General features: G+C 66.1%; 19 protein-coding genes. 9 read left to right on the top strand and 10 right to left on the bottom strand.

What is annotated here, in order from left to right; all coding sequences use genetic code 11:
• The first annotated feature begins 169 nt into the window (after positions 1 to 169).
• Both hutH and V9L17_RS13295 read left to right on the top strand, forming a co-directional pair.
• Complete coding sequence (gene hutH, locus V9L17_RS13290) at positions 170 to 1762, top strand: histidine ammonia-lyase (RefSeq protein WP_337351781.1); 1593 nt, start codon at positions 170 to 172, stop codon at positions 1760 to 1762.
• Between the two features lie 163 nt (positions 1763 to 1925).
• Positions 1926 to 2162 (top strand): hypothetical protein, encoded by a 237-nt coding sequence (locus tag V9L17_RS13295; RefSeq protein ID WP_337347117.1) that lies wholly within the window; start codon positions 1926 to 1928, stop codon positions 2160 to 2162.
• Positions 2163 to 2279: 117 nt separating this feature from the next.
• Here V9L17_RS13295 and V9L17_RS13300 read toward each other — a convergent pair whose 3' ends face one another.
• The 5 genes from V9L17_RS13300 to V9L17_RS13320 all read right to left on the bottom strand — a co-directional run bounded on the left by V9L17_RS13300 (position 2280) and on the right by V9L17_RS13320 (position 6348).
• The gene (locus V9L17_RS13300) at positions 2280 to 2540 is read right to left on the bottom strand and encodes a hypothetical protein (RefSeq protein ID WP_337347116.1); all 261 of its coding nucleotides are present in this window, start codon (positions 2538 to 2540) and stop codon (positions 2280 to 2282) included.
• A gap of 265 nt (positions 2541 to 2805) precedes the next feature.
• A complete protein-coding gene (locus tag V9L17_RS13305) occupies positions 2806 to 3198 on the bottom strand; it encodes a universal stress protein (protein WP_337347115.1) in 393 nt (130 codons plus the stop codon).
• A gap of 83 nt (positions 3199 to 3281) precedes the next feature.
• On the bottom strand, positions 3282 to 4829 hold the full coding sequence (locus tag V9L17_RS13310; protein WP_337347114.1) for a tripartite tricarboxylate transporter permease: 1548 nt from the start codon (positions 4827 to 4829) through the stop codon (positions 3282 to 3284).
• Positions 4829 to 5341 carry a tripartite tricarboxylate transporter TctB family protein gene (locus V9L17_RS13315; protein WP_337347113.1) on the bottom strand — a complete coding sequence of 171 codons (513 nt, stop codon included), beginning with the start codon at positions 5339 to 5341 and terminating at the stop codon, positions 4829 to 4831. Before V9L17_RS13315 ends, V9L17_RS13310 begins: the two co-directional genes overlap by 1 nt.
• On the bottom strand, positions 5338 to 6348 hold the full coding sequence (locus tag V9L17_RS13320) for a Bug family tripartite tricarboxylate transporter substrate binding protein (protein ID WP_337351782.1): 1011 nt from the start codon (positions 6346 to 6348) through the stop codon (positions 5338 to 5340). The genes V9L17_RS13315 and V9L17_RS13320 overlap by 4 nt, the downstream gene beginning before the upstream one ends.
• 258 nt (positions 6349 to 6606) lie before the next feature.
• On the opposite strand from V9L17_RS13320, the gene V9L17_RS13325 reads away from it, so the two are divergent.
• Both V9L17_RS13325 and V9L17_RS13330 read left to right on the top strand, forming a co-directional pair.
• A complete protein-coding gene (locus V9L17_RS13325) occupies positions 6607 to 8193 on the top strand; it encodes a sensor histidine kinase (RefSeq protein ID WP_337351962.1) in 1587 nt (528 codons plus the stop codon).
• The gene (locus V9L17_RS13330) at positions 8190 to 8855 is read left to right on the top strand and encodes a response regulator (RefSeq protein WP_337347111.1); all 666 of its coding nucleotides are present in this window, start codon (positions 8190 to 8192) and stop codon (positions 8853 to 8855) included. The genes V9L17_RS13325 and V9L17_RS13330 overlap by 4 nt, the downstream gene beginning before the upstream one ends.
• 10 nt (positions 8856 to 8865) lie before the next feature.
• Here the strand turns inward: V9L17_RS13330 and V9L17_RS13335 are convergent, their stop codons facing one another.
• From V9L17_RS13335 to hutG, 3 genes are all read right to left on the bottom strand, one after another.
• Positions 8866 to 9867 carry a cation diffusion facilitator family transporter gene (locus V9L17_RS13335; RefSeq protein ID WP_443198041.1) on the bottom strand — a complete coding sequence of 334 codons (1002 nt, stop codon included), beginning with the start codon at positions 9865 to 9867 and terminating at the stop codon, positions 8866 to 8868.
• Between the two features lie 2 nt (positions 9868 to 9869).
• Positions 9870 to 10346, bottom strand: coding sequence for a transporter substrate-binding domain-containing protein (locus tag V9L17_RS13340; RefSeq protein WP_337351784.1), 477 nt, complete (start codon positions 10344 to 10346; stop codon positions 9870 to 9872).
• Positions 10347 to 10482: 136 nt separating this feature from the next.
• Positions 10483 to 11487 carry a formimidoylglutamase gene (hutG, locus tag V9L17_RS13345; protein WP_337351785.1) on the bottom strand — a complete coding sequence of 335 codons (1005 nt, stop codon included), beginning with the start codon at positions 11485 to 11487 and terminating at the stop codon, positions 10483 to 10485.
• A 245-nt stretch (positions 11488 to 11732) separates the two neighbouring features.
• Here hutG and V9L17_RS13350 point away from each other — a divergent pair, with 245 nt between their 5' ends.
• Positions 11733 to 13037, top strand: a complete 1305-nt coding sequence (locus V9L17_RS13350) for a cation:proton antiporter (protein WP_337351786.1) — start codon at positions 11733 to 11735, stop codon at positions 13035 to 13037.
• A 41-nt stretch (positions 13038 to 13078) separates the two neighbouring features.
• Here V9L17_RS13350 and V9L17_RS13355 read toward each other — a convergent pair whose 3' ends face one another.
• Positions 13079 to 14521: an NCS2 family permease gene (locus tag V9L17_RS13355; protein WP_337351787.1), complete on the bottom strand. Its 1443-nt coding sequence runs from the start codon at positions 14519 to 14521 to the stop codon at positions 13079 to 13081.
• A 112-nt stretch (positions 14522 to 14633) separates the two neighbouring features.
• On the opposite strand from V9L17_RS13355, the gene V9L17_RS13360 reads away from it, so the two are divergent.
• On the top strand, positions 14634 to 15248 hold the full coding sequence (locus V9L17_RS13360) for a copper resistance CopC family protein (protein WP_337351788.1): 615 nt from the start codon (positions 14634 to 14636) through the stop codon (positions 15246 to 15248).
• Between the two features lie 80 nt (positions 15249 to 15328).
• Here the strand turns inward: V9L17_RS13360 and V9L17_RS13365 are convergent, their stop codons facing one another.
• Positions 15329 to 15988: an FAD/NAD(P)-binding protein gene (locus V9L17_RS13365; protein WP_337351963.1), complete on the bottom strand. Its 660-nt coding sequence runs from the start codon at positions 15986 to 15988 to the stop codon at positions 15329 to 15331.
• Between the two features lie 428 nt (positions 15989 to 16416).
• On the opposite strand from V9L17_RS13365, the gene V9L17_RS13370 reads away from it, so the two are divergent.
• From V9L17_RS13370 to V9L17_RS13380, 3 genes are all read left to right on the top strand, one after another.
• Positions 16417 to 17454 carry a universal stress protein gene (locus tag V9L17_RS13370; protein ID WP_337347104.1) on the top strand — a complete coding sequence of 346 codons (1038 nt, stop codon included), beginning with the start codon at positions 16417 to 16419 and terminating at the stop codon, positions 17452 to 17454.
• A 146-nt stretch (positions 17455 to 17600) separates the two neighbouring features.
• On the top strand, positions 17601 to 20420 hold the full coding sequence (locus V9L17_RS13375) for a PEP/pyruvate-binding domain-containing protein (RefSeq protein ID WP_443198036.1): 2820 nt from the start codon (positions 17601 to 17603) through the stop codon (positions 20418 to 20420).
• An 85-nt stretch (positions 20421 to 20505) separates the two neighbouring features.
• The gene (locus tag V9L17_RS13380) at positions 20506 to 21807 is read left to right on the top strand and encodes a LolA family protein (RefSeq protein ID WP_337351790.1); all 1302 of its coding nucleotides are present in this window, start codon (positions 20506 to 20508) and stop codon (positions 21805 to 21807) included.
• Positions 21808 to 21811 lie beyond the last annotated feature (4 nt).

Consider the following 21811-nt stretch of genomic DNA (forward strand, 5'->3'; position numbering starts at 1 on the left):
GACGCCGGCTACGACCGCGCCCTCGACGTCGCCAAAGAACGCGGCGTCCGCATCCCCATGAACGAGACAAACTAACCTAGGCCCCAACCCCCATCGGTTGCTCCGTAACCGCCCTTAAGGACTCTCAAAAGGGCCCTTGCGGAGCAATCGATCCCCAGAAGTAGGAATCATGACCATCACAACGCAAGCACCGCTCACCGTCACCCTCGGCTCCAGCGGCGTCACTCCCGAGGACGTCGTCGCCGTCGCGCGCCACAACGCCCAGGTGACTATCTCCCAGGACGCACTGGACACCGTGGCCAAGGTGCGCGCCCACATCGATGACCTCGCCCACAGCGAAACCCCCGCTTACGGCATCTCCACCGGCTTCGGCGCCCTGGCCAACCGGCACATCCCCAATGACCTGCGCACCCAGCTGCAGAAGTCGCTCATCCGCAGCCATGCAGCCGGCATGGGCCCGGCCGTGGAGCGCGAAGTTGTCCGCGGCATCATGTTCCTGCGTGCCAAGACCCTCGCCTCCGGCCGCACGGGCGTCCGTCCCATAGTCCTGCAGACGATGGTGGACGTCCTTAACGCGGGCATCACGCCAGTGGTCCGGGAATTCGGCTCGCTCGGCTGCTCCGGCGACCTCGCCCCGCTTTCCCACTGCGCGCTGGTGCTGATGGGCGAAGGGCAGGCTGAAGGGCCCGACGGCGTGACGTACGGCGGGCGCGGGGAACAGACTGTCGCGGTGCTGCTTGCCGAGCACGGCATCGAGCCGGTTACCCTGGCCGAGAAGGAAGGCCTGGCGCTGGTCAACGGTACCGAAGGCATGCTGGGCATGCTCCTGATGGCCATCGCGGACCTCCGCCAGCTGCTGACGACGGCGGATATCACCGCAGCACTCAGCGTCGAGGCTCTGCTGGGCACGGACCAGGTGTTCCTGCCTGAGCTGCACGCGGCCCTGCGCCCGCACCCGGGCCAGGCGGCGAGTGCGGACAACATGCTGCGGGTCCTGTCGAACTCCCCAATTGTGGCGTCCCACCGTGTGGGCGATTCGAAGGTCCAGGACGCCTATTCGCTGCGCTGCGCCCCTCAGGTTGCCGGCGCCGCCCGGGACACTGTGGACTACGCCGCCCTGGTGGCGTCGCGCGAACTCGCGGCCGCCATCGATAACCCGGTGGTCCTGCCGGACGGGCGGGTCAGTTCAAACGGCAACTTCCACGGCGCACCCGTGGCCTACGTACTGGACTTCCTTGCCATCGCTGTGGCCGACCTAAGCTCCATCGCCGAGCGCCGCACGGACCGGATGCTTGACCCGGCCCGTTCGCACGGCCTGCCGGCCTTCCTAGCCTCAGATCCGGGCGTCGATTCCGGGCTGATGATCGCCCAATACACCCAGGCGGGGCTGGTCTCCGACAACAAGCGGCTGGCAGTTCCGGCTTCGGTGGATTCCATTCCCAGTTCCGCCATGCAGGAGGACCACGTCTCGATGGGCTGGCACGCGGCCCGGAAGCTTCGCAAGGCGGTCGAGAACCTCCGCCGCGTTCTGGCGATCGAACTCGTGACGTCAGCCCGGGCCCTCGATATCCGCACCCAGCTATCCGGCGGGGAACTGGTTCCAGGCCCTGCGGGCAGCGCGGTCCTCGGAGCCTTGAGGGCCGTCGTCGAAGGCCCTGGCACCGACAGGTTCCTTTCTCCGGAACTTGAGCTGGCGGACCTTCTGGTCGCCTCCGGCGATGTCATTTCAGCGGCCGAATCCGCCGTCGGAAATCTAGCCTGACGGGGAATATTCTTCAGTCTGGCTTAGCTTCCCGTGCGCGTAGCGAAATATGTGGCGACACGTACATTTGAGCCGCGGGAAGTGTAGTAGAACTGAAGATGTAGTGAAAGTCACATCAAAGAGGCTGTGGCAGCAGAACGCATACAAAGGGGTAGAAGTTCACATGAAAGCACGTGGGGCAGTCCTAACGAGGCGCAATGCCCATTCGGCCACCATCTCTGACTGGAGAACACTCCGGCCAGGGGTTCGGGTGGAAATACTCAAGCATGCACATGTCATTGCGACCGGCGAAGTCGAGGAAGTGTCGGAGAGCGGAAACGTCCTGTGGCTGGTGCAAGCCGGTCCGTCCGAAAAACAGCTCTTCCTGAAGTCTGACGGAGTGCAGGTCCGCCGGAGCTAAACCCCAATACGCGGGCAAGTCCCCGCCGTTTGGCGGCCCCTGAACAGGGGCAGGCCAGAGGGCGGGGACTTTCTGTGTTTCGGGGCTTCTATCTTTGAGGAATGCAGTCCTGCAGAGCTAGGCTGCGATGTTCTCGTAGGTCTCACCGAAGGGAACGGACTCGTCGAGGGCTACGGTGTAGCGGCCGGGGTGGAGGCGGGTGACGAGTATGCCGCAGGCGGCATCTTTTGCCGCAGTCTCGATCAGCGTGGCTACAGCGTTGTCGAGTCCTGCGTGGACTTCGTCGGCCGTTGAGAACTCGAGGTCAATAGAGCGGAATTCCGCTGTTTCGACGGCTGGGAACTCGGCCAGGCGGCGTTCGAGGGTGGCGGTAGTCATGTGCGTGTCTTTCTGTGGTTCGTGCCGGGGAGCGCGGTCCATTCTACCGGCGGCCCCCGAAAATGTCAGATGACTGGTGTTTTCTACGCTGGATAGCGCTTTCCCCGAGGGCTAATTCTGCTATGGAGCAGCTGCTACGGCCAAAATTCCATTCGGAAGGGCCCAGGGGCAATGCAAAAATCCGAGGCTTGTCCGCAGGACCGCGCCACGAAGGCGGGAACTGCGGACAAGCCCCGGATCAATCGGAGCTTCGGCCAAACCGGCCCTAACTGGCCTTGACCGCCAATACCGGGCAGTCCGCCTCCAGCAAAATGCGCTGGGACGTGCTGCCCATGATCAGCTTGCCCACCGGAGTGCGGCGGCGAAGGCCGATCACAATCAGATCGGCATTGTGCTCCTCCGCGGCATCGAGGACCTCCGCTGCCGCGTCATGCCCACGGACCGGCTGCTTGATCACGTGGTCTATTCCCTGGGTGGCCAGACGGTCCTCGATGCTCTGGATCTCCGGCTCCTGGGCGTATCGGTTGTCCACCAGGGCATCGCCCTTGGAGGAGTTGATCACCAGCAGCGTGGTGTTGTTCTTACGGGCTTCGAGGATGGCTTGCGTCAGCGCCGCTTCGCCCTCGGGTGTCGGGACGTATCCCACAACGATCGTCATGGTGGCTCCTTGTGGTCAGTTGTCTGTGTCTTGGTTGGTGCTTGGTGGTCTTTGCTGATGGTCCTGCGGCAGTGGCCGGCGAATCAGCCGTCCGCGTCTGCTGGTTCGTTTCCGCGGGTGGCGTTTGGGGACAGGAGGCTGGTGGCCGGACGGTTGCGGCGGTACAGCTTGTACAGCAAAGGCCAGAGCAGGATGATCGCGATGAGGATGTAGGTTCCGACGGCGATCGGTTCGCTCCAGAGACCGGCGGGGTCGCCCGCGCTGAGCTGGAGGCTCTTGCGAAGCTGGCCTTCGATCCGCGGCCCAAGGATCACGCCGAGGATAAGCGGCAGCACGGGGAGCCCGAAGCGGCGCATCATGAATCCCAACGCACCCAGGGCCAGCAGGAGCACCAGGTCGAACGCCTGCAGGTTCACCGAATAGGCGCCCAGCGTGGCGAAGAACAGGATGCCGGCATAAAGGTAGGGCCGGGGGAGCTGCAGGAGCTTGGCCCACAATGGTGCCAGCGGCAGGTTGATGAGCAGCAGCAGGAAGTTGCCGATGAAGAGGCTCGCGATCAGTGCCCACACCAGCGGTCCCTCGTTGGAGAACAGCAGGGGTCCTGGCTGGATGCCGTAGGACGTAAAGGCGGCCAGCATCACGGCAGCCGTGGCGTTGGTGGGAAGGCCCAGTGCAAGGAGCGGGGTCATGGTGCCTGCGGCCGCCGCGTTGTTGGCTGCTTCGGGTCCGGCCACGCCTTCGATGGCGCCCTTACCGAATTCCTCCGGGTGCTTGCTGAGGCGTTTCTCGGTGACATAGGACAGGAACGTGGGGATCTCGGCTCCACCTGCCGGGAGTGCTCCGAACGGGAAGCCGTACGCCGTTCCACGGAGCCAGGGCTTCCAGGACCGCTTCCAGTCCTGCTTGCCCATCCATGGACGTCCTACCGGAATGATCTGCAGCGGGTTACGGCGCAGGTGAGCGGCTACCCACAATGCCTCGCCCACCGCGAAGATGGCTACGGCCACCACCACGATGTCCAGGCCGTCAGCCAGCAAGGGCTGGCCGAAGGTGAGGCGGCGCTGACCCGTCACGGAATCGATTCCCACCAGGCCGATCGCCAGCCCAAGGCCCAGCGAAGCAAAGCCTCTGAGGCGGGATGAGCCAAGGACGGCAGTCACCGCCAGGAGGGCCAGCAGCATGATGGCGAAATAACTGGGTGCTCCGAGGCTGACGGCAAAATCCACCACAATGGGGGCACAGACGGCCAGCAATGCGGTGCCGATGGTGCCGGCCACGAAGGAGCCGATGGCCGCCGTCGCCAGGGCCTGGGCGGCCCTGCCTGCTTTTGCCATCTTGTTGCCTTCGATGGCCGTCACCACCGACGACGATTCCCCCGGCGTATTGAGCAGGATAGAGGTGGTGGAGCCGCCATACATGCCGCCGTAGTAAATGCCGGCAAACATAATGAAGGCGCTGGTTGGTTCCAGGGCATAGGTGACCGGGAGCAACAGGGCCACGGTCATGGCCGGTCCCAGGCCCGGGAGGACGCCGACGGCGGTGCCCAGGAGCACACCGATCACGGCGTAGAGGAAATTCATCGGGGTCAGGGCGGTGGCGAAACCGTCCATCAGGGAGGAGAAGACATCCATCAGAGAATCCCTTTCAGGAGGCCTGCGGGCAGCGGAATACCGAGGCCCAGGTAGAAGCCGTAAAAGGTGATCACTGAAAGGACCACGGAAATGATGCCGTCTCGCACATAGTGCCGGCTTCCCAGGGCCCAGGCGCTGCCCCAGAACAAGACAGTTCCGGAGATGACCCAGCCTGCCCAGTCGATCAGCAGGATGTTGGCCACGAAGGCTCCCACCAGCGGAAGGACTGTCTTCCAGTCCGCGGGGTGGGTAAGGTCAACGTCCTCGCCGCCTTCAGCCTCGCCCTGCCCGCCGCGCAGCACGTTGATGGCCAACAGCACTGCGCACACGAGGAGTACGGCGGCCACGATCAAGGGCAAGGTCTTCGGCCCTACGGGGTCGGACTGGGAGTACGGAGTTGCCAGGGCAAGGGCGTCGACGAGGACGATGACGCCCACCGCCCCGAGCAGGAGGGCTACCCCCAGCTCGGAGCGGCCTTTGAGCCTGGCGGCCAAAGTTGGTGAGGAACTCACGCCAGGCCTAGCTTCGTGAGGACGTCCGCCACCCGCTTATCCTGCTCTGCCAGGAAGGTTTCGAAGTCTTCGCCCGTGATGAAGGCGTCAGTCCAGCTGTGCGTCTTCAGCGCTTCCTTCCAGGCGTCGGTGCCGTGCATCTTTTCCAGGGCGCCGATCAGCTTGGCCTTGTCGTCATCGGTGATGCCCGGAGGAGCCACGATCCCGCGCCAGTTGGTGAACACCAGGTCGATGCCGGATTCCTTCAGCGTGGGGGCATCCACGCCTTCGAGCCGCTTCTCACCGCTGGTGGCCAGGACGCGGACCTCGCCGGACTGGATCTGCTGCAGGTACTCACCGGCACCGGATGCTGCGAAACCCACCTTGTTCCCGAGGATGGCCGGGAGGAGGTCACCGCCGCCGTCGTAGGAGACGAAGTTGACCTTGGTGGCGTCGATGCCCACCGCTCCCGCGAGCTGCATGGGCAGCAGGTGGTCAGGGCCGCCGGGCGAGGAACCGCCGCCGACGCTGATGGAACCGGGATCAGCCTTCCACGCGGTGACCAGGTCATTGATCGTTTTGTACGGCGAATTCTTGTTGACCATGATGGCCCCGGGCTCTTCGATGAGCTTGGCCAGCGGCGTGGTGGCGGTCAGCTTGGACTCGGACTTGTTGGTGTAGCTTGCGCCCACCACCCCAAGGCCCATGAGCATGGTGAGGTCGCCGTTGCCCTTTTCGTTGACGATGCGGGCCAGGCCCACGGTGCCGCCGGCGCCGGCGAGGTTGAAGACTTCGGTGTTCGTGGCGACCTTTTCGTCGTCGAGCACCTTTGCTGCGACGCGGGCGGTGGTGTCGTAGCCGCCACCGGGCGTGTTGGGGACCATGATCTTAAGATCTGTTACCGGGCCGGCTGCGGCGCCGGGGCTGGAAGTGCTGGTGGAGCTGCCGCCGGTGGCACCGCAGCCGGTGGCCATCAGGGCGATGCCGGCGGCGACGGCGGCGATTCGCAATGCGCGGATCTGGCGCATGGTGTTCCTCTTCTCATGAAAACTGATCAGCAGGGGCTGACTTGTAATTCCGATGCTAGGCCCGGGCGTGACGGGGGTCACTCTTGTGTACGCAGAGAACGTTAAGTTCATTGCGTTCACGTTTCGGACTTCCCTCCGTTGTCCCTCCCTTGTCCCTCCGGGGGCCATCAGAACTCTGCAGCGGGCATTGTTCAGGTAGCCTGACCTGCAGAAGACCCACCACCAGAGGAAAGAACCACAGTGACTCGACGAAGAGGAATGTCCCTCGCGGGGCAGTACCTGGTTCTGCAGTTGCTGATCGTCCTCGCTGTCCTCGTCGCCGTGGTGGCCATCTCCTTGGCCCAGTCGGCCGCGGCTTTCGAACGCACCGAAGGGCGCCGTGCGCTGTCCGCCGCCGAAGCGCTCGCTGCCAGCCCGACGGTCCGCGAACTGCTTCCTGCCGCGGAGCCACGGGCGGGGTCAGCCCTTCCCGCCGTGGCCGAGTCGGTGCGTACTGTGTCCGGCTCCTCGCACGTAGTGCTCGCAAAGCTGGACCGCACCGTCGTCGCTTCCTCCGATCCCAGCCTGCTGGGCCGGCAGATGGAGCTCGGCCCGAGCCGGGTCATGGACGGCCGCTCGTGGACAGGTGTTGTGTCCGGGTCCGGTACCCAATCCCTGTCCGCGCACGTGCCGGTCCTCGATGACGCCGGGAAGATGATCGGCATCGCCTCCGTCAGCCGCGACTATCCCTCCACACTGGAGCGGCTGGGGGACGCCGTCCCAAATCTCCTCACGTATCTGGGGGTTGCCAGCGTCCTGGGGGTGGCCGGTTCGTTGCTCCTGTCCCGCCGGGTGAAACGGCAGACCCTGGGCATGGAGCCCAGCGAAATTACCGGGCTGGTGGAAAACCGCGAGGCCATGCTCCATGGCCTGAAGGAAGGGGTGGTCGCCCTGGACCCGCACGAGCGCATCACCGTGGCCAATGACAGCGCCCGGGCGCTGCTCGGCCTTCCAGCGGACTGCGTTGGAAAGAGGGTGACGAGCCTTGCCGTGGAGCCGGCACTGAAGGAAGTCCTCACCCGCGAGCAGCCCGGACCGGACCAGCTGGTGCTCGTCGGTGACCGCCTGGTGGTGCTGAACCGCGTTCCCATCAAGTCCCGCGGCCGGGACATCGGATCCGTCACCACGCTCCGTGACCGCACGGAGCTTTCCTCGCTGGAACAGGAACTGGGCGCCACGAGGACCGCCACGGACACGCTCCGCGCGCAGGCCCACGAATTCGCCAACCAGCTGCACGTGATCTCCGGGCTGATCCAGATCGGTGAATATGACTCGGTGGTGCAGTTCGTCAACGGCGCCACGCTGGACCGGACCCGGCTCAACGACGAGGTCACCAGCCGGATCCAGGACCCGGCGCTCGCTGCCCTGCTTATTGCCAAGTCCAGTCTCGCCACCGAACGCGGTGTCTCACTGCAGCTGGACCCGGAGTCCGGCCTTGCCCGCGTTGACGACGAGCTTTCGCGCGATCTCACCACCGTCGTCGGGAACCTCGTGGACAACGCGTTCGACGCCGTCGCCGGGCTTCCGGAGGCAGCCGTCAGGGTGCACGTGGAGGACACAGCCGACGGCGTCACCGTCACCGTACGGGACACCGGCCCCGGTGTTCCCGGCCGGGACAGGGACGAGATCTTCCGCCAGGGGTTCACTACCAAAACACCCGGCCCGGGCGGCAGCCGCGGCTTCGGACTGGCGCTCTCACGGGTGGTTTGCCGTCGCAGCGGCGGCGACCTCACCGTGGACAATGACAACGGGGCAGTTTTCACCGCACGCCTGTTGCGGGCGCACGCGAGAGGTATACAGCCATGATCAAAGTCCTGATCGTCGACGACGACTTTATGGTGGCCAAGGTCCACGCGGGCTTCATCCAGCGCACTCCCGGGTTCGCCGTCGTCGGGGTTGCCCACACCGGTGCGCAGGCAGTGACCGAAACCGAACGCCTCCAACCTGACCTGGTCCTGCTGGATATCCACCTGCCGGACATAAACGGCCTGGACCTGATGCATCAGCTGCGCGACGTGGCTCCGGAGCTGGACGTGCTGGTGATCAGTGCCGCCCGCGAGGTGGACACTGTGCGCAAAGCCCTCCGCGGCGGAATTGTGCACTACCTCATCAAGCCGTTTTCGCAGACCGACCTGCAGGAACGGCTGGAGCACTACCGCAGCGCCTATCACGGCCTGGACTTGTCCAAGGATGTGGCGGAGCAGTCGGACGTCAACCGCGTGTTCGGCCTGGACCGGACCGAGCGGCCGCTGCCGAAGGGGTGCAGCGTCGAAACACTCAAGCTGGTGGAGGCGGCGCTGAAAGAGGCCGACGGCGACCTGTCCGCCGCGGAAGTGGCAGTCCAGCTGGGCACATCGCGCGTCAGCGCGCGCCGGTACCTGGAATACCTTCACGACGAAGGCGTGTTGGAAGTCCGGCTTAAATACGGTGTGGGCCGGCCGGAGCGCAGGTATGTGCTGAAGGCCTGAGTGGTTGGGCCTAGCGCTCGCCGCCGGACGTCCGGCCTGGAAGGAACTCCGAGGGGAGCTCCGCCACGGGGATGATCACCATGTCCTGGACCTTCCAGTCCAGGCCAATGCATGCCTCCCGGGCTGCCTCCAGCTGTTCCAGGCTTGGCATGCGGCCCCTGGCGGGGACCACAAACGATTCCACGTGGAACACGTGGCCCTCATCCCGAATCCGCGACTCCGCCGTCTCCGTCCAGTCCAGGCCGCGGAGGTATTCGTCCAGCCGGTGCCCGAGCGGGTGCGGTTCGGCGTCGTCGTACGTCCTGGCCCGCTTGTCCATGAGGGCCGAGATGGCTGCCCGCGTGTTGCGGACGCCGTCATGCAGGATGCTGAAGGAGATAACCAGGGCTGCGGCGTAGTCGGCCCACCACAGGCCAAAGCCGATGCCCGCCACGCCCAGGGCGGCGGCGGCCGCGGTCATCCAGTCCGCCTTGTTCATGTCAGCATCGGCAAAGAGGACTTTGTCGTGGAGTTTTTCGGCGAGCTTCATTTTGACCCGCCCGAGGAAAACCGGCGGGACCGCGGTGAGGATCATGGCGCCGATCATCATCCATCCCAGCCAGATGGTCTGGCCGAAGAAGTCGAAACCGCCGATGGTGGGGTGCTCGGCGCTGAGAAGTCCCATTCCGGAATCCACGATCAGGTAGGCACCCATGACGGTCAGTGCCACGGCGGCCACCACATGGGCGATGCCCACCGCACGGTGGAATCCGTAGGGGTGCTCTTCGTTGGGCTTCCTGCGGATCACCTGCGCCGCCACCAGGAAGGAGATGGGTGGCAGGAAGGACAGGACATCTTCCACCCAGGCGGCCTTCATGGCCTGCGAGTTGCCCAGGACGGCGAAGACCAGCGCCGTGGAGGCGGCCAGGAAGCCGATGGTGATCCACTCGAACTTCACCGCCTTGCGCAGGGCTTCCCTCTGCTCCTCGGGCAGTTCAGTGTGTCCGAAGCGCACGGGGGCGCCCTTGACCATGGTCATCCCTGCTCCTTCGCTTCCATCAGGAACTTGTCGAGTTCCAGCAGGAACGCATTCTCGCCCAACGGCACCAGCATCACGTGCTTATGGAGGGAGTCGCGGCTGTCACGGGATTCCGCGTAGACCCGGGTCAGCCCGCCGTGCTGGGCCCACGGGGTCTTGTCGTCGAGGCCACCGATGACCAGGTCCAGCTGCCCATGCTTGAGTTCCTCGGCCAAAACGTGTTCGGTTCCGGGCACCCAGTCAATGTCCGCACCGAGCCTGGCGGCGAAGTCCCGGACCAGGTCCGCGTCCGTGCCCTGCACGTCTTCGCCTGAAATTTCCACCCATTCGCCGTTTTCGCTTGCACCCACGCGCAGGGTGCCGTCCACCACACGCTCCAGCGTTCCGGCGGGATCCGCCGGATACGTTCCGCAGCCTGCCAGTGCCAGCGCGGAGGCCAGTACCAAGGCAACTTTGCTTCCCAATCGTCGCATGCGGGCTCCTCAGATAGGCGTCGTCAACTCCATTAGACAGCCTACTTACCTTTCTGTGCCACGGAACCGTTTTGCCACAGCACGCCGGGCAGGCGTGCTGTCGGCGGCGGGAGCGCGTCGGGCGCCAGGGGGGAGGTCAGCGAAGCAGCGTGTTCACTAACCTGGCGGCAACTTTCGCAGTCCGGCCGTCGACGTCGAAACCCGGGTTCAGCTCGGCCACGTCGAAATGCAGGAGCTTTCCGCTGTCCGCCACCTGCCGGCACACCGCGCTGATCACCGGCAGGGGCACTCCATAGGCGGCGGGCGCGCTCACGCCGGGAGCCACCGACGCCGGCAGCACGTCAAGGTCGATGGTCAGGTACAGCACGTCCACGCTGTCCAGGAACCGCGCAACGAAAGCCCCTACCCGTTCGCTGGAGCAGTCCTCATCCAGCAGGTACTCCACACCCAACCGCTCCGCCGTGCCGAAAAGCGCCCGGGTGTTGTTCGGCTCGGAGATCCCGACGACGGCATAGCGGAAGTCGCGCCCCGCGGCAGCTTCCGCCCGGGCCATTTGGAGGAACGGCGTGCCGGAGCTGGGCAGCGGTTCGTCCCGGAGGTCGAAGTGGGCGTCCAGGTTCAGGACGCCCAGCCGCCGGCCGCCACGCACTGCGTCGGAGCCGGCCACCCCCAGATAGCTTGCAAAGGCGGTTTCGTGCCCGCCGCCCAGCACCACGGTGAGCCTGCCGGCGTCGATCATGGCGGCAATAACTTGCCCGGCACGGGCCTGGCCGGTCTCCAGCGCGCCCTCCGCTACCACCACGTCCCCGGCATCGGACACCGCACGGTCCAGGTGGAAGGCCAGCGGTGCCAAGGCAGTTCGGATTGCTGCGGGGGCGAGGGCTGCGCCGGTCCTGCCCTTGTTGCGCAGCACGCCTTCATCGCTCGCGAATCCGAGGAGGACGGCGGGTCGCAGGGCATCGGCTGGCCGCCGGACCTCTGCTGGCGAAAGCGAGGCCGCAGGGTTAACCGAACCATCGGCGTCGCCCTGCATATACGGCGATACCGCCTGCCACCACCGCCGATGTTCGCCGCCGTCGCCGTCGAACCGCCCTGTCCAGGGCTGCGGGGGGACGTCGACGGTGAGTGCGGGGAGTGCCATGTTTCAAGCTCACCGCATGCCAACTGCGAAAGCGAGCCGGACCGCCGTCGTAATGTCTGTAATTCCGGAATTGAGGTTTACCGGGGCCCCGGAACCAGCGACGCCGGCTGCTGTGGCGGCGGGGTGTGGCGGCGGGGGTGCGGCGGTACTGGGGCTAAAGTGGAGCAACCCCTCCACGGGTGCCCCTGTCCGCGGACAGGGGCCGTGGCAGTTACACCGAGTGCAACGAAGCAGGCCGGAACACCATGTTTGAAGCGCCCAGCATCCTCTTCGCCGCGGCAGGCGCCGCGGTTTTTGTTGCCGCAATCCTCCCCAAGGTCCTGCGCAACGCGCCTTTCTCCATGCCTATGGTGTTCCTCGGCGCCGGGATGGCGGCCTTCTCCCTGATACCGGGCCTGCCCGATCCGGATCCGATCGTGCACAGCGATCTTGCCCTGCACCTCTCGGAGATCTGCGTCATCATCTCCCTGATGGGCGCGGGCCTGGCCCTGGACCGGCCCGTAGGGCGCCGGAAGTGGTCCACCACGTGGCGGCTCCTCGGGATAGCCATGCCGCTGTGCATCATTGCCCTGACCTTGCTGGGGCTGTGGTTCCTGGGGCTGGGGCTGGGCGCTGCCCTGCTGGTGGCTTCCGCCCTGGCACCCACGGATCCGGTGCTGGCCTCCGAAGTGCAGGTGGGTGAACCGGCTGACGCACAGGAAGAAGAGGACAAGGAGGACGAGGTCCGCTTCGGGCTGACGTCCGAGGCCGGCCTGAACGACGGGCTGGCGTTCCCGTTTGTGTACCTCGCCATCGCCATCAGCGTGGTGGGCGCGTCGCCGTCGGCCTGGTTCCCGCAGTGGATTGGCGTGGATGTGGCCTGGCGGCTGGGCGTGGGGGTCCTCATGGGTTTCCTCATCGGGAAAATGCTGGCCCTGCTGTTTTTCTCGGCCAGCAAGGAAAGCATGCGGCTGGCAAACCACTCCGAAGGGTTCGTGGCCCTGGCGGCAACGTTCCTGGCCTACGGCTTGACCGAGATGGTGGAGGGTTATGGTTTCATCGCCGTCTTTGTCTGCGCTGTGACCATCCGGTCCGCGGAGCATACCCACGGCTACCACCGCGTGCTTCACTCCTATGTGGAGCAGCTCGAACGGCTCATGACCGTGGTGATCCTTGTCCTGCTCGGCGGTGCGATTGCCCGTGGACTCCTGGCGGGCATCGGCTGGACGGAGTTCCTGGTCGCGTTGGCGTTCCTGCTCTTGGTGCGGCCGGCAGCCGGCTGGGTCGGGTTGCTGGGTGGAAAGACCGGCCCGCGGGAGCGCATTGCCCTCTCCTTCTTCGGGATCCGTGGCATCGGGTCCCTGTACTACCTCGCGTATGCCCTGGGCAAAGGGCAGTTCTCGGAGCAGGCCGAGTGGCTGTGGTCCTTTGTGGGGCTTGTGGTGGCCCTGTCCATCGTGATCCATGGGGCCACCACCTCGCCGCTGATGAACCGGCTGGACCGCCTCCGCGAGCGAAAGGCCGTCGCGGAGTCCGGCGATGAGGGCAAGGCCCCCACTACGCCGGTCTGAGCGTTGGCTGCCTAAGGGCCCGCCCGTGAAGCCGCGTTGAACTACATTCCCAGCGCGGCCTCAATCGGTCCTACCGCGAAGAACAGCAGGAAGGCGCCGGCCACCGCCCACATGAGCGGGTGGACATCCTTGACCCGTCCCTGCACGACGCGGATCAGGACGTAACCGATGAAGCCGGCGCCCAAACCGTTGGCGATCGAGTACGTGAACGGCATCAGGGTGATCGTCAGGAAGGCCGGGAGGGCAATGCCCCAGTCCTGCCAGTCGATCTTTCCCACTTGGGACACCATCATGAAGCCAACAACCACCAGGGCCGGAGCCACGGCTTCGAAAGGCACCAGGTTGATCAAGGGCGTGAAGAACATGGCCACCAGGAACAGCAGGCCGGTGACGATGGAAGCAATACCGGTTCGGGCGCCTTCACCAATGCCTGCGCCCGCCTCCACGAAGATCTGGTTCGAGGAGACCGAGGCGCCGCCGCCGACGATGGCGCCGAGGGCGTCAACCTGCAGGACACGGTCGACGTCGGGGATGTTGCCGTGTTCGTCCACCGTGCCGGCCTCGTTGGCCAGGCCCACCATGGTGCCCATCGCGTCGAAGAAGATGCTGAGCAGTATCACGAAGGCCAGGAGGGTGGCGGCCACGAAGCCCAAGTGCTCAAAGGCGCCGAACGGGTTGGCCTTGCCAATCAGCGAGAGGTCCGGGGCGGCCCATCCCGAGAAAGCGGGAGCGACCAGGGACCAGCCCTGAGGGTTGAACGGCTTGTCCGGGGCGACGCTGGGGCCGATGTGCAGTGTCAGCTCCAGGATTACGGAGATGACGGTGGAGGCGATGATGCCGATCAGGATGGCCCCCTTGACCTTCCGCACCACCAGGGCGATGGTGAGGACCAGGCCCAACACAAACACTGCCGTTGGCCAGCCCAGGAGCTTGCCGTCGAAGCCCAGGCCCACGGGGACCGTGGTTCCGGCGACGTCGGGGATACGGCGGACAAAGCCGGCGTTCACCATGCCAATCAGGGCAATGAACAGGCCGATGCCCACCACGATGGCGGTTTTGATGCCGTCCGGAACGGCCTTGAACACAGCGGTCCGGAAGCCGGTGAGGACCAGGATCAGCATGGTGACGCCGGAAAGCACCACCAGGCCCATCATGTCCGGCCAGGTCAGGCCCGGGTTGGTGGCCACGGTGACGGCCACGAAGGCGTTGACGCCCAGGCCGGTGGCCAAGGCGAACGGGTGCTTTGCCCAGGCCCCCATGAGGATGGTGAGGATGCCGGCCACAAAGGCGGTCACGGCAGCCACGGCAGGGAAGCCGAGGGAGTTGCCGTTGGAGTCGGCGCCGGAGAGAATCAGCGGGTTCAGCACCACGATGTAGCTCATGGCGAAGAAGGTGGCGAACCCGCCGCGGATCTCGCGGGAGAGGTTGGACCCCCGCTCGGTGATCTTGAAGTACCGGTCCAGTGCAGAGCCTTGCTTAAGCATTAGTCCTCCGGGGGAGTCTGTGGGGATAGTTGAATCCTATGGGCCGTCAGGGCGGCCGGCCGGCAAATTCGCCTAGTCTGTAAGGAAGCCAACACAAGGGAGCAGTCCAAGCATGCGTTCCATCCGCCGCCAGTTTCTGAGCGCCGCGCTCGGTTCGTTCGTCCTCGCCGCCCTGATTCTGGGACTGGCCGGACCCGCCTCAGCCCACGACGCCGCTGAATCCAGCAGCCCCGCCCAAGGCGCTACCGTGGCCACGCCACCGGAAACCGTTTCGGTCACCTTCAACAACAATCCCCTGGGCATTGGCTCGCAGTTCTCCGTGAAGGACGCGGCAGGTGCTGAGTGGGCGGACGGCGCCGTCGAGATCGTCGACAACGTGGCCTCCCAAAAGCTCAAGGCCGGCGCTCCGGCCGGAGCCTACACGGTGAGCTGGAGGGTGGTCAGTTCGGATTCCCACCCCATTGAGGGGACGTTCGGGTTCACCGCCACGGCGGCTGCCGCCGGTGCGGCACCGGGAGCAGGATCGACGTCGGCCCCTGCCGTCCCCGGCATGGCTTCAGCGCAGCCGGGCATCACCGCGAACCCGTTGCCCGCCCAGGACGCATCCGAGCCGTTCCCCTGGAGCCTGGTGATCTTCGCAGCCGTGGCCGTGGGCCTCCTGGCGGCCATCGGCATCCTCGCCAAACGGCGCCTGGCCGCGGGCGGCGACGAAGAAGACAGCCCATAGCGGGCGGATTGCCGCCGGCCCGCCAGACGGGGTTCCCCGTGCGGGTGAGTCAGCGCAGGCTCGGTGAGTCAGCGCAGGCCCTAGGCGGGGAGGACTGCGAAAGTGCCGGTGAGCATGGTGGGTGCGTTCTCCGGGTGGACTTTCGAGGAGATCGCTTGGCCCACGGTCTTTGCCTGGCGCAGGACTTCTTTGGGCGACGGCGTGATCAGGTCGCCCACTCCCACCAGGTAGATGCCGATAGCCCGCATCGCGGCCACCAGGTTGCGTCCCACGGCAATACCGAAATCGCTCAGCATGCGGCGCAGTTGGCTGTGGGCGCAACGGGTGAGGACGATGTGGTCGGCAAGAAGGATGCCGGTGGGCGTGCGTACCTCCCACATGTGCGATGCCGCCCCTTCGGCCGTTGCCTCGTCGGCCATGGCCCCCTGGACCGGCGCCGGGCGGACCATGCTCAGCTGGACGGCGCGGGTGGTGTTGCGGACGTCCACTTGGTGGCTGGCCGCATAATTGCGCAGATGGCGGAGGATTTCGTTCCGCTCCCGAAGGGAGACGGAGTCTGCTGCGTCGCAGCGTTGCAGCGAAGCGGTATTGGCCGGTTGTCCGGCGCCCAGGATGTCGAGCCCGTCCACCACGATTGAGTGCACACCCCTGCGGCGCAGTTCGGCGGCCACGGCCAAGCCTGAGAGGCCAGTGCCGATAATCACCGTGGTGGTCTGTTCGGTCCCGCCATTCACAGGCATGCTTGACACTACAGTTTCCTCCTTCGAAGGTGTGGGCAAACGCAGGCATCATCGCCATGCTCTCGCTCCGTTACCCCCAAAGTCCGGTCGCAATAGCTGGCCCGGGACGTTCTGACATAGAGCATCCCGGACCAGCAGTGCCTCGAAGACTACAGAACAAAAAGCTCCATGGATAGCCCAACCGCAAACATTCTTTTCGCGTCGAACCAGGTTTTGAATACGCTTTCCGCCGGCAGCGAAACCGGGTGTGGATAACTTCCCGTTGCAGCCCTGCACATGCTTGCTAAGAGCCTGTGGACCGAGAATAGTGAGAAGTGGAGGCAGGCTTTCCGGATCGGGTGCGTCGCTGTCCGGCAGGTGCACGCGGAACGGCCTGCTTCTGGCAGAATAGCCGCAACATCAGGCAGTATCGCGAGGAGGCGGCCCCCATGGGCGCACAAGAGATGCATCCGGACCCGGCACGGGACAACGGCGAGAGTTCCACCGCTCCTTTGGGAATCGTGGTGGGCGTTGACGGATCGGATCACGGCCAGTGTGCACTTGTCTGGGCGGCCCGCGAGGCTGAGCGCCGTCGCCGCCCCCTGCATATCGTCACCGCGTACTCCGTGCCGATCTTCGCTGCGTCCGGACTCGACGGCGGTTACGCCACCGTGGACGATTCGGTGATCCGTGAAGGGGCTGAAGCGATCGTCAAGCAGGCCTTGGACAAGGTGTCCGGCTACAACATCGATGTTGATGCTTCGGTCGAAAACGGCGACGCTTCCGGCGTGCTGCTGGAGATGTCCGAGTCTGCTGAGCTGTTGGTTTTCGGGACCCGCGGCCGGGGCGGTTTTGTGGGCCGCCTTCTCGGGTCCGTGAGCAGCGCGCTTCCTGCGCACGCCAAGTGCCCCACCGTGACGGTTCCGCTGATCTGCTCCGACCGGCTGGGGGAGACCACCGAGGACAAAAGGATCAAAGCCGAACAGGCCAAGTCGGGCCACCAGCCAGTGGAGAACGTGGTGGTGGTGGGCGTTGACGGGTCCGAGCAGGCACGTGTCGCCGTTTTGGAAGCGGCGTCCCAGGCCGAACGCCTCGGCGCAACACTGCGTGTGGTGTGCGCGGTTCCCCAGTACAGCGGCTCGCTCGCCTGGGTCCCGGCACCGATGGACCGCAAGGCCCTCTTCGCCGATATCCGGGTCCAGCTGGATGCCGGGATGGCGTGGCTCAAGAGCCACTACCCACACCTGCCCGTGGAATCCGAACTGAAGGACGGCTCGCCCGTGGATGTCCTCGTGGAAGCCAGCAGGCACGTGGAACTTATCGTGGTGGGAACCCGCGGACGCGGCGGCTTTGCCGGCATGCTCCTGGGCTCAACCTCCGACGGCGTACTGCACCACGCGAAGGGGCCCGTCCTTGTTGTCCCGGACCGGGAGGATCCGCGGCTCGCCGACAGGGCAAGCTTCGGTCCCATCCTCGGCGCAGCCTGACGCCTGCCCCACCGCCCAAGTCAGCCGCCAGGTCAGCGGCCTAAGCCAGCGTTCTAAAGCACCGCGCTAAGCCATAGTCCGAAGACACCGCTCGAAAGCTCCGTCTCCAGACTCACGTGCAGGCCTCACGATCAGGAGGCATGGAAATGCCAGACCCCCTTGGCCCGGTCCTGGGACTGGAGCATGTTCGTTCCGCGATGGTGGCACTTGTCGGTGGAAAGGCCGCAAACCTTGGTGAGCTGATGTCCGCCGGGCTGCCCGTACCGGACGGCTTCTGCCTCACCACCGAGGCGTACCGCCTGGCAACGGCCCGCGGCGGGCAGGGCCTGCAGGTGGACGGGCAACAGGAACAGTCCGCCGGGCGGTCCCTGGCCAGCGTCCACCAGGCGCTGAACGAGCAGGCTCGGAACCGCCGTGCACGGAACGGCCAGGCCGGGAACGGCACCGCCCATGGCGACCTGCCGGTACTCGCCGCGCTGGCAGGGCGTGCACGGGACCTGATCGGAGAAAACCCGGTGCCCCGTGACATAGCCGCCGCCATTGGGGAGGCGTACGCGGCGCTGGGAGAGAACGTGCCTGTTGCAGTCAGGTCCTCGGCCACAGCCGAGGACCTTCCTTCCGCCAGCTTTGCCGGCCAGCAGGACACCTACCTCAACGTGGTGGGGGCCGCCGCCGTCGTGGAAGCCGTCCGGAACTGCTGGGCCTCGCTCTGGACCGACCGCGCCGTCAGCTACCGCGCCGAGCTGGGCATAGACGCCTCCACCGTTGCGCTCGCCGTGGTGGTGCAGCGGATGGTGGACGCCACAACGGCAGGGGTGATGTTTACCGCCAACCCACTGACGGGCCGGCGGCAGCAGGCAGTCATCGATGCCAGCCCGGGCCTCGGCGAAGCCGTGGTCTCCGGCTCGGTCAACCCGGACCACTTTGTGGTGGACCCCAGTACGGGGCAGATCCTCGAGCGGCGCCTGGGGGACAAACGCCTGGTGGTGCGCCCGCTGCCCGGCGGCGGAACTGAAACCCTGGACGTGCCAAACGCGGGAACGGACGCCTGCCTGACCGACAGCCAGGCGGCCGACCTTGCCCGGCTAGGCCTGCGGGTCGAGCAGCATTTCGGCTTCCCGCAGGACACGGAGTGGGCCATCGACCACGATGGCAGGCTGTGGCTCACGCAGTCGCGGCCCATCACCACTCTTTATCCGCTGCCGGAGAGGGCAGCTGCCCGGGCCGGAACCCGCGTGTACCTGTGCTTCAGCCTGGCCCAGGGCCTCACCCGCCCCATCACGCCCATGGGGCTGGCCGCTTTCAGGCTGATCGCCTCGTCGGTGGCGCGGGCCGCCCGCTTTGACGTGCCGGATCCCCGCAACGGTCCGCCACCGTATGTGGAAGCCGGGCAACGCATTTACTTCGACCTGACCACGGTGGCCCGCAGCACCACTGGCCGGCGGATCGTTCCCCGGGTGTTTGACGTGATGGAGGCCCGATCAGCCGCGGTGCTACGGCGCGTGTTCGAGGACCCCAGGTTTTCGGTGACCAACAGGACACCGATCGGCCTGCTCCGGCACGTGGTTCCGGCGGCAGTGCACGCCCGGGCACCTGAGACGCTCCTCCGTGCCCTGTTCAGGCCAGAAGCCGCACTCCGGCGGGTGAACCGTTTTTCCCGCGAGTTCGGGAAATCCCTGGAGCTCGGGCCTGGGGCCACGCCTGGGGAGCGACTCGAGCACGCCGAATTCCTCCTTGGCAACCGCCTCTTCCCGATTGTGCCGGCAGTGCTTCCCCTCCCGGCCCTGGGGTTCGCCATGCTGGGACTGACGGGAAAGCTGCTGGGCGGCCACCGGTGGGACGATCTCCAGAAGGTGCTGCGGGGGCTGCCCAACAACGTGACCACCGAGATGGACCTGGAGCTCTGGCGGCTCGCCACGGTAGTCAGGGACGACGGCGGTTCCTCCGCCGTGCTCAGGAACCAGGCGCCTACGGCGCTGGCAGAACAATACAACGCCGGCCAGCTGCCGGCCGTCCTGCAAACCGGCCTTGCCCGTTTTATGGACAGATACGGCCAACGGGCGGTGGCGGAGATCGACGTCGGTATGCCGCGTTGGTCCGATGACCCCACGCACATCCTTGGGGTGCTGGCCAACTACCTCCGGCTGGAGGATTCCTCGCTGGCACCGGACGTGCAGTTCAGCGCCGCCGAGGAGCAGGCGAAGGAAACCGTGGAGCGCCTGGTGGGAGAAGCCAGGAGCCGCGGCCGGCTCCGCGGCATGGTGGTGCGTGCAGCGCTGCGGCGCGCCAGGCTTTTCGCTGGCCTGCGCGAACTGCCCAAGTACCAGATCGTGGTAGGCCTCGCCGAGGTGCGCCACCAGCTTCAGCAGGTGGGGGCGGCACTCGCCGCAGCCGGAAGCATCGCCGATCCCGACGACATTTTCTTCCTGGATTTCAGCGAGGCACGCCAGGGGCTCAACGGACGAAAGACGGGAGCGGCCGGCGGTGACAACGCTGCCGACGCGCAGGACCTGCGCAGCCTCGTGAGACGGCGGAGGGAAGCTTACGCCCTCGAACTGGAACGCCGCCACGTGCCCCGGGTGCTCCTTTCGGACGGTACTGAACCGGAGGCCGTGCCGTCGGGCGGTCAGGGCGCCGCACCAGCGGTGCCCGGGACGCTCAGCGGCAGCCCGGCGTCCGCGGGCACCGTCAGCTCGACCGCGCGGGTCATCCTGGATCCGGTGGGCGCCCATCTGGAACCGGGGGAGATCCTCGTGGCGCCGTCCACGGACCCCGGCTGGACGCCTTTGTTCCTGACCGCGGGCGGCCTGGTGATGGAAATGGGCGGCCCCAATTCGCACGGTGCCGTGGTGGCGCGGGAGTATGGGATCCCGGCCGTGGTGGGTGTCCCGGACGCCACCATCCTGCTGTCCAATGGGCAGAAAATAACGGTGGATGGCGCTGCCGGAACCGTGGTCCCCGGGTAGCCATTGCGCCAAAGACGGGTAGTGTACGGGGCCGTTGTCAGGCGTAACCTGAACCTATGGGCTCCAAGGATGGGGTGTGGTTTGAATGAACCGCGCATGGTTGCGGTGGGTGCCCGCCGCCGCAGTGCCGGCCGTCATTGCCGCCGGAGTGCTGGCGGGTTCTATCCCCGCACGCGCAGGGGACCCGCTGCCTGAGAAAACTGCGGCGCAGGTGCTGGCTCTGCTCGGCGAACACCAGACAAAAACCCTTTCCGGCACCGTAGAGCAAACCTCCGAGCTCGGCTTGCCGGAACTGCCGGAGACCGGTCCGTCGTCCGGACCAGCGGCGGCCGGGGGAGTAGCCTCGATCGCCGAACTGCTGACCGGCCAGCACACCGCGAGGGTATATCTGGACGGTCCTGCGAAGGTCCGGATCCAGCTCGTGGACCGACTCGCGGAGCGCGACGTCATCCGCAGGGACAGCGAGGTCTGGTTCTACAACTCAAGGGACAACTCGGCCGCGCACCTGACGCTTCCGGCCTTCGCCCGGGACCTGCCCCTGCCCGCACCGCCGCCTGAACCGAAGCCGTTGCCCGAACCGCAGGTTGACCCTGCACCGCCGGCCCAGGACCCCGCCGCACCGAAGCCACCCAGCCCCCCGGACAGCGGCACTGCACCTGACCTGCCTGTGCCGATGCCGGAGTACTCCGTTCCGACGCCGGAGGAGATAGCTACCAGGCTGCTTGCCGCTGTGGACAGCACTACCCAGGTCACCGTAGGCACGGACGTCGAAGTCGCCGGACGGGCGGCCTACAACCTAGTGCTCGAGCCCCGGACGCAGGGGACCCTCGTGGGACAGGTTGCGATCGCCGTCGATGGTGAAACGGGACTGCCGCTGAAGGTATCGGTGACGGCACGTGGCCACGCGGAACCTGCCTTCCAAGCCGGATTCACCAGCCTGTCCCTGGCCGCACCAGAGGATTCGCTCTTCAACTTCGTCCCGCCGCCCGGTGCCACGGTCAAGGAACTTCAGCTGCCGCTTCCCGGCGCGCGGCCCTGGCCGGTCACGTCGGGATTCCCGGGATCACCTGGCACGGTTATCACCCCTGATGCGCTTCTGGAGGCCGCCCCCGCCCATGCCATGCCTGACGTGGCCCGGCCCACCCTGACCGGCACCGGCTGGGAGACCGTGATCGGGTTCCCGGCGCCACCAACCTGGCAAGGATCCGCGTTGACCGAATCCTTGCTGGCGGATCCGTTCCTGTCCCAGGCCGCCGTCGTCGTTCCCGGTGGACGGCTGCTGTCCACCACTTTGGTCAACGTGCTGATTACCGACGACGGGCGCATCTTCGTGGGTATGGTTCCGCCGGAGCGGCTGCAGGCCGCAGCGGGCGCCGTGGCCAAGTGACAGC

This window comes from Pseudarthrobacter sp. CCNWLW207, from assembly GCF_037203945.1.
GTDB lineage: Bacteria > Actinomycetota > Actinomycetes > Actinomycetales > Micrococcaceae > Arthrobacter.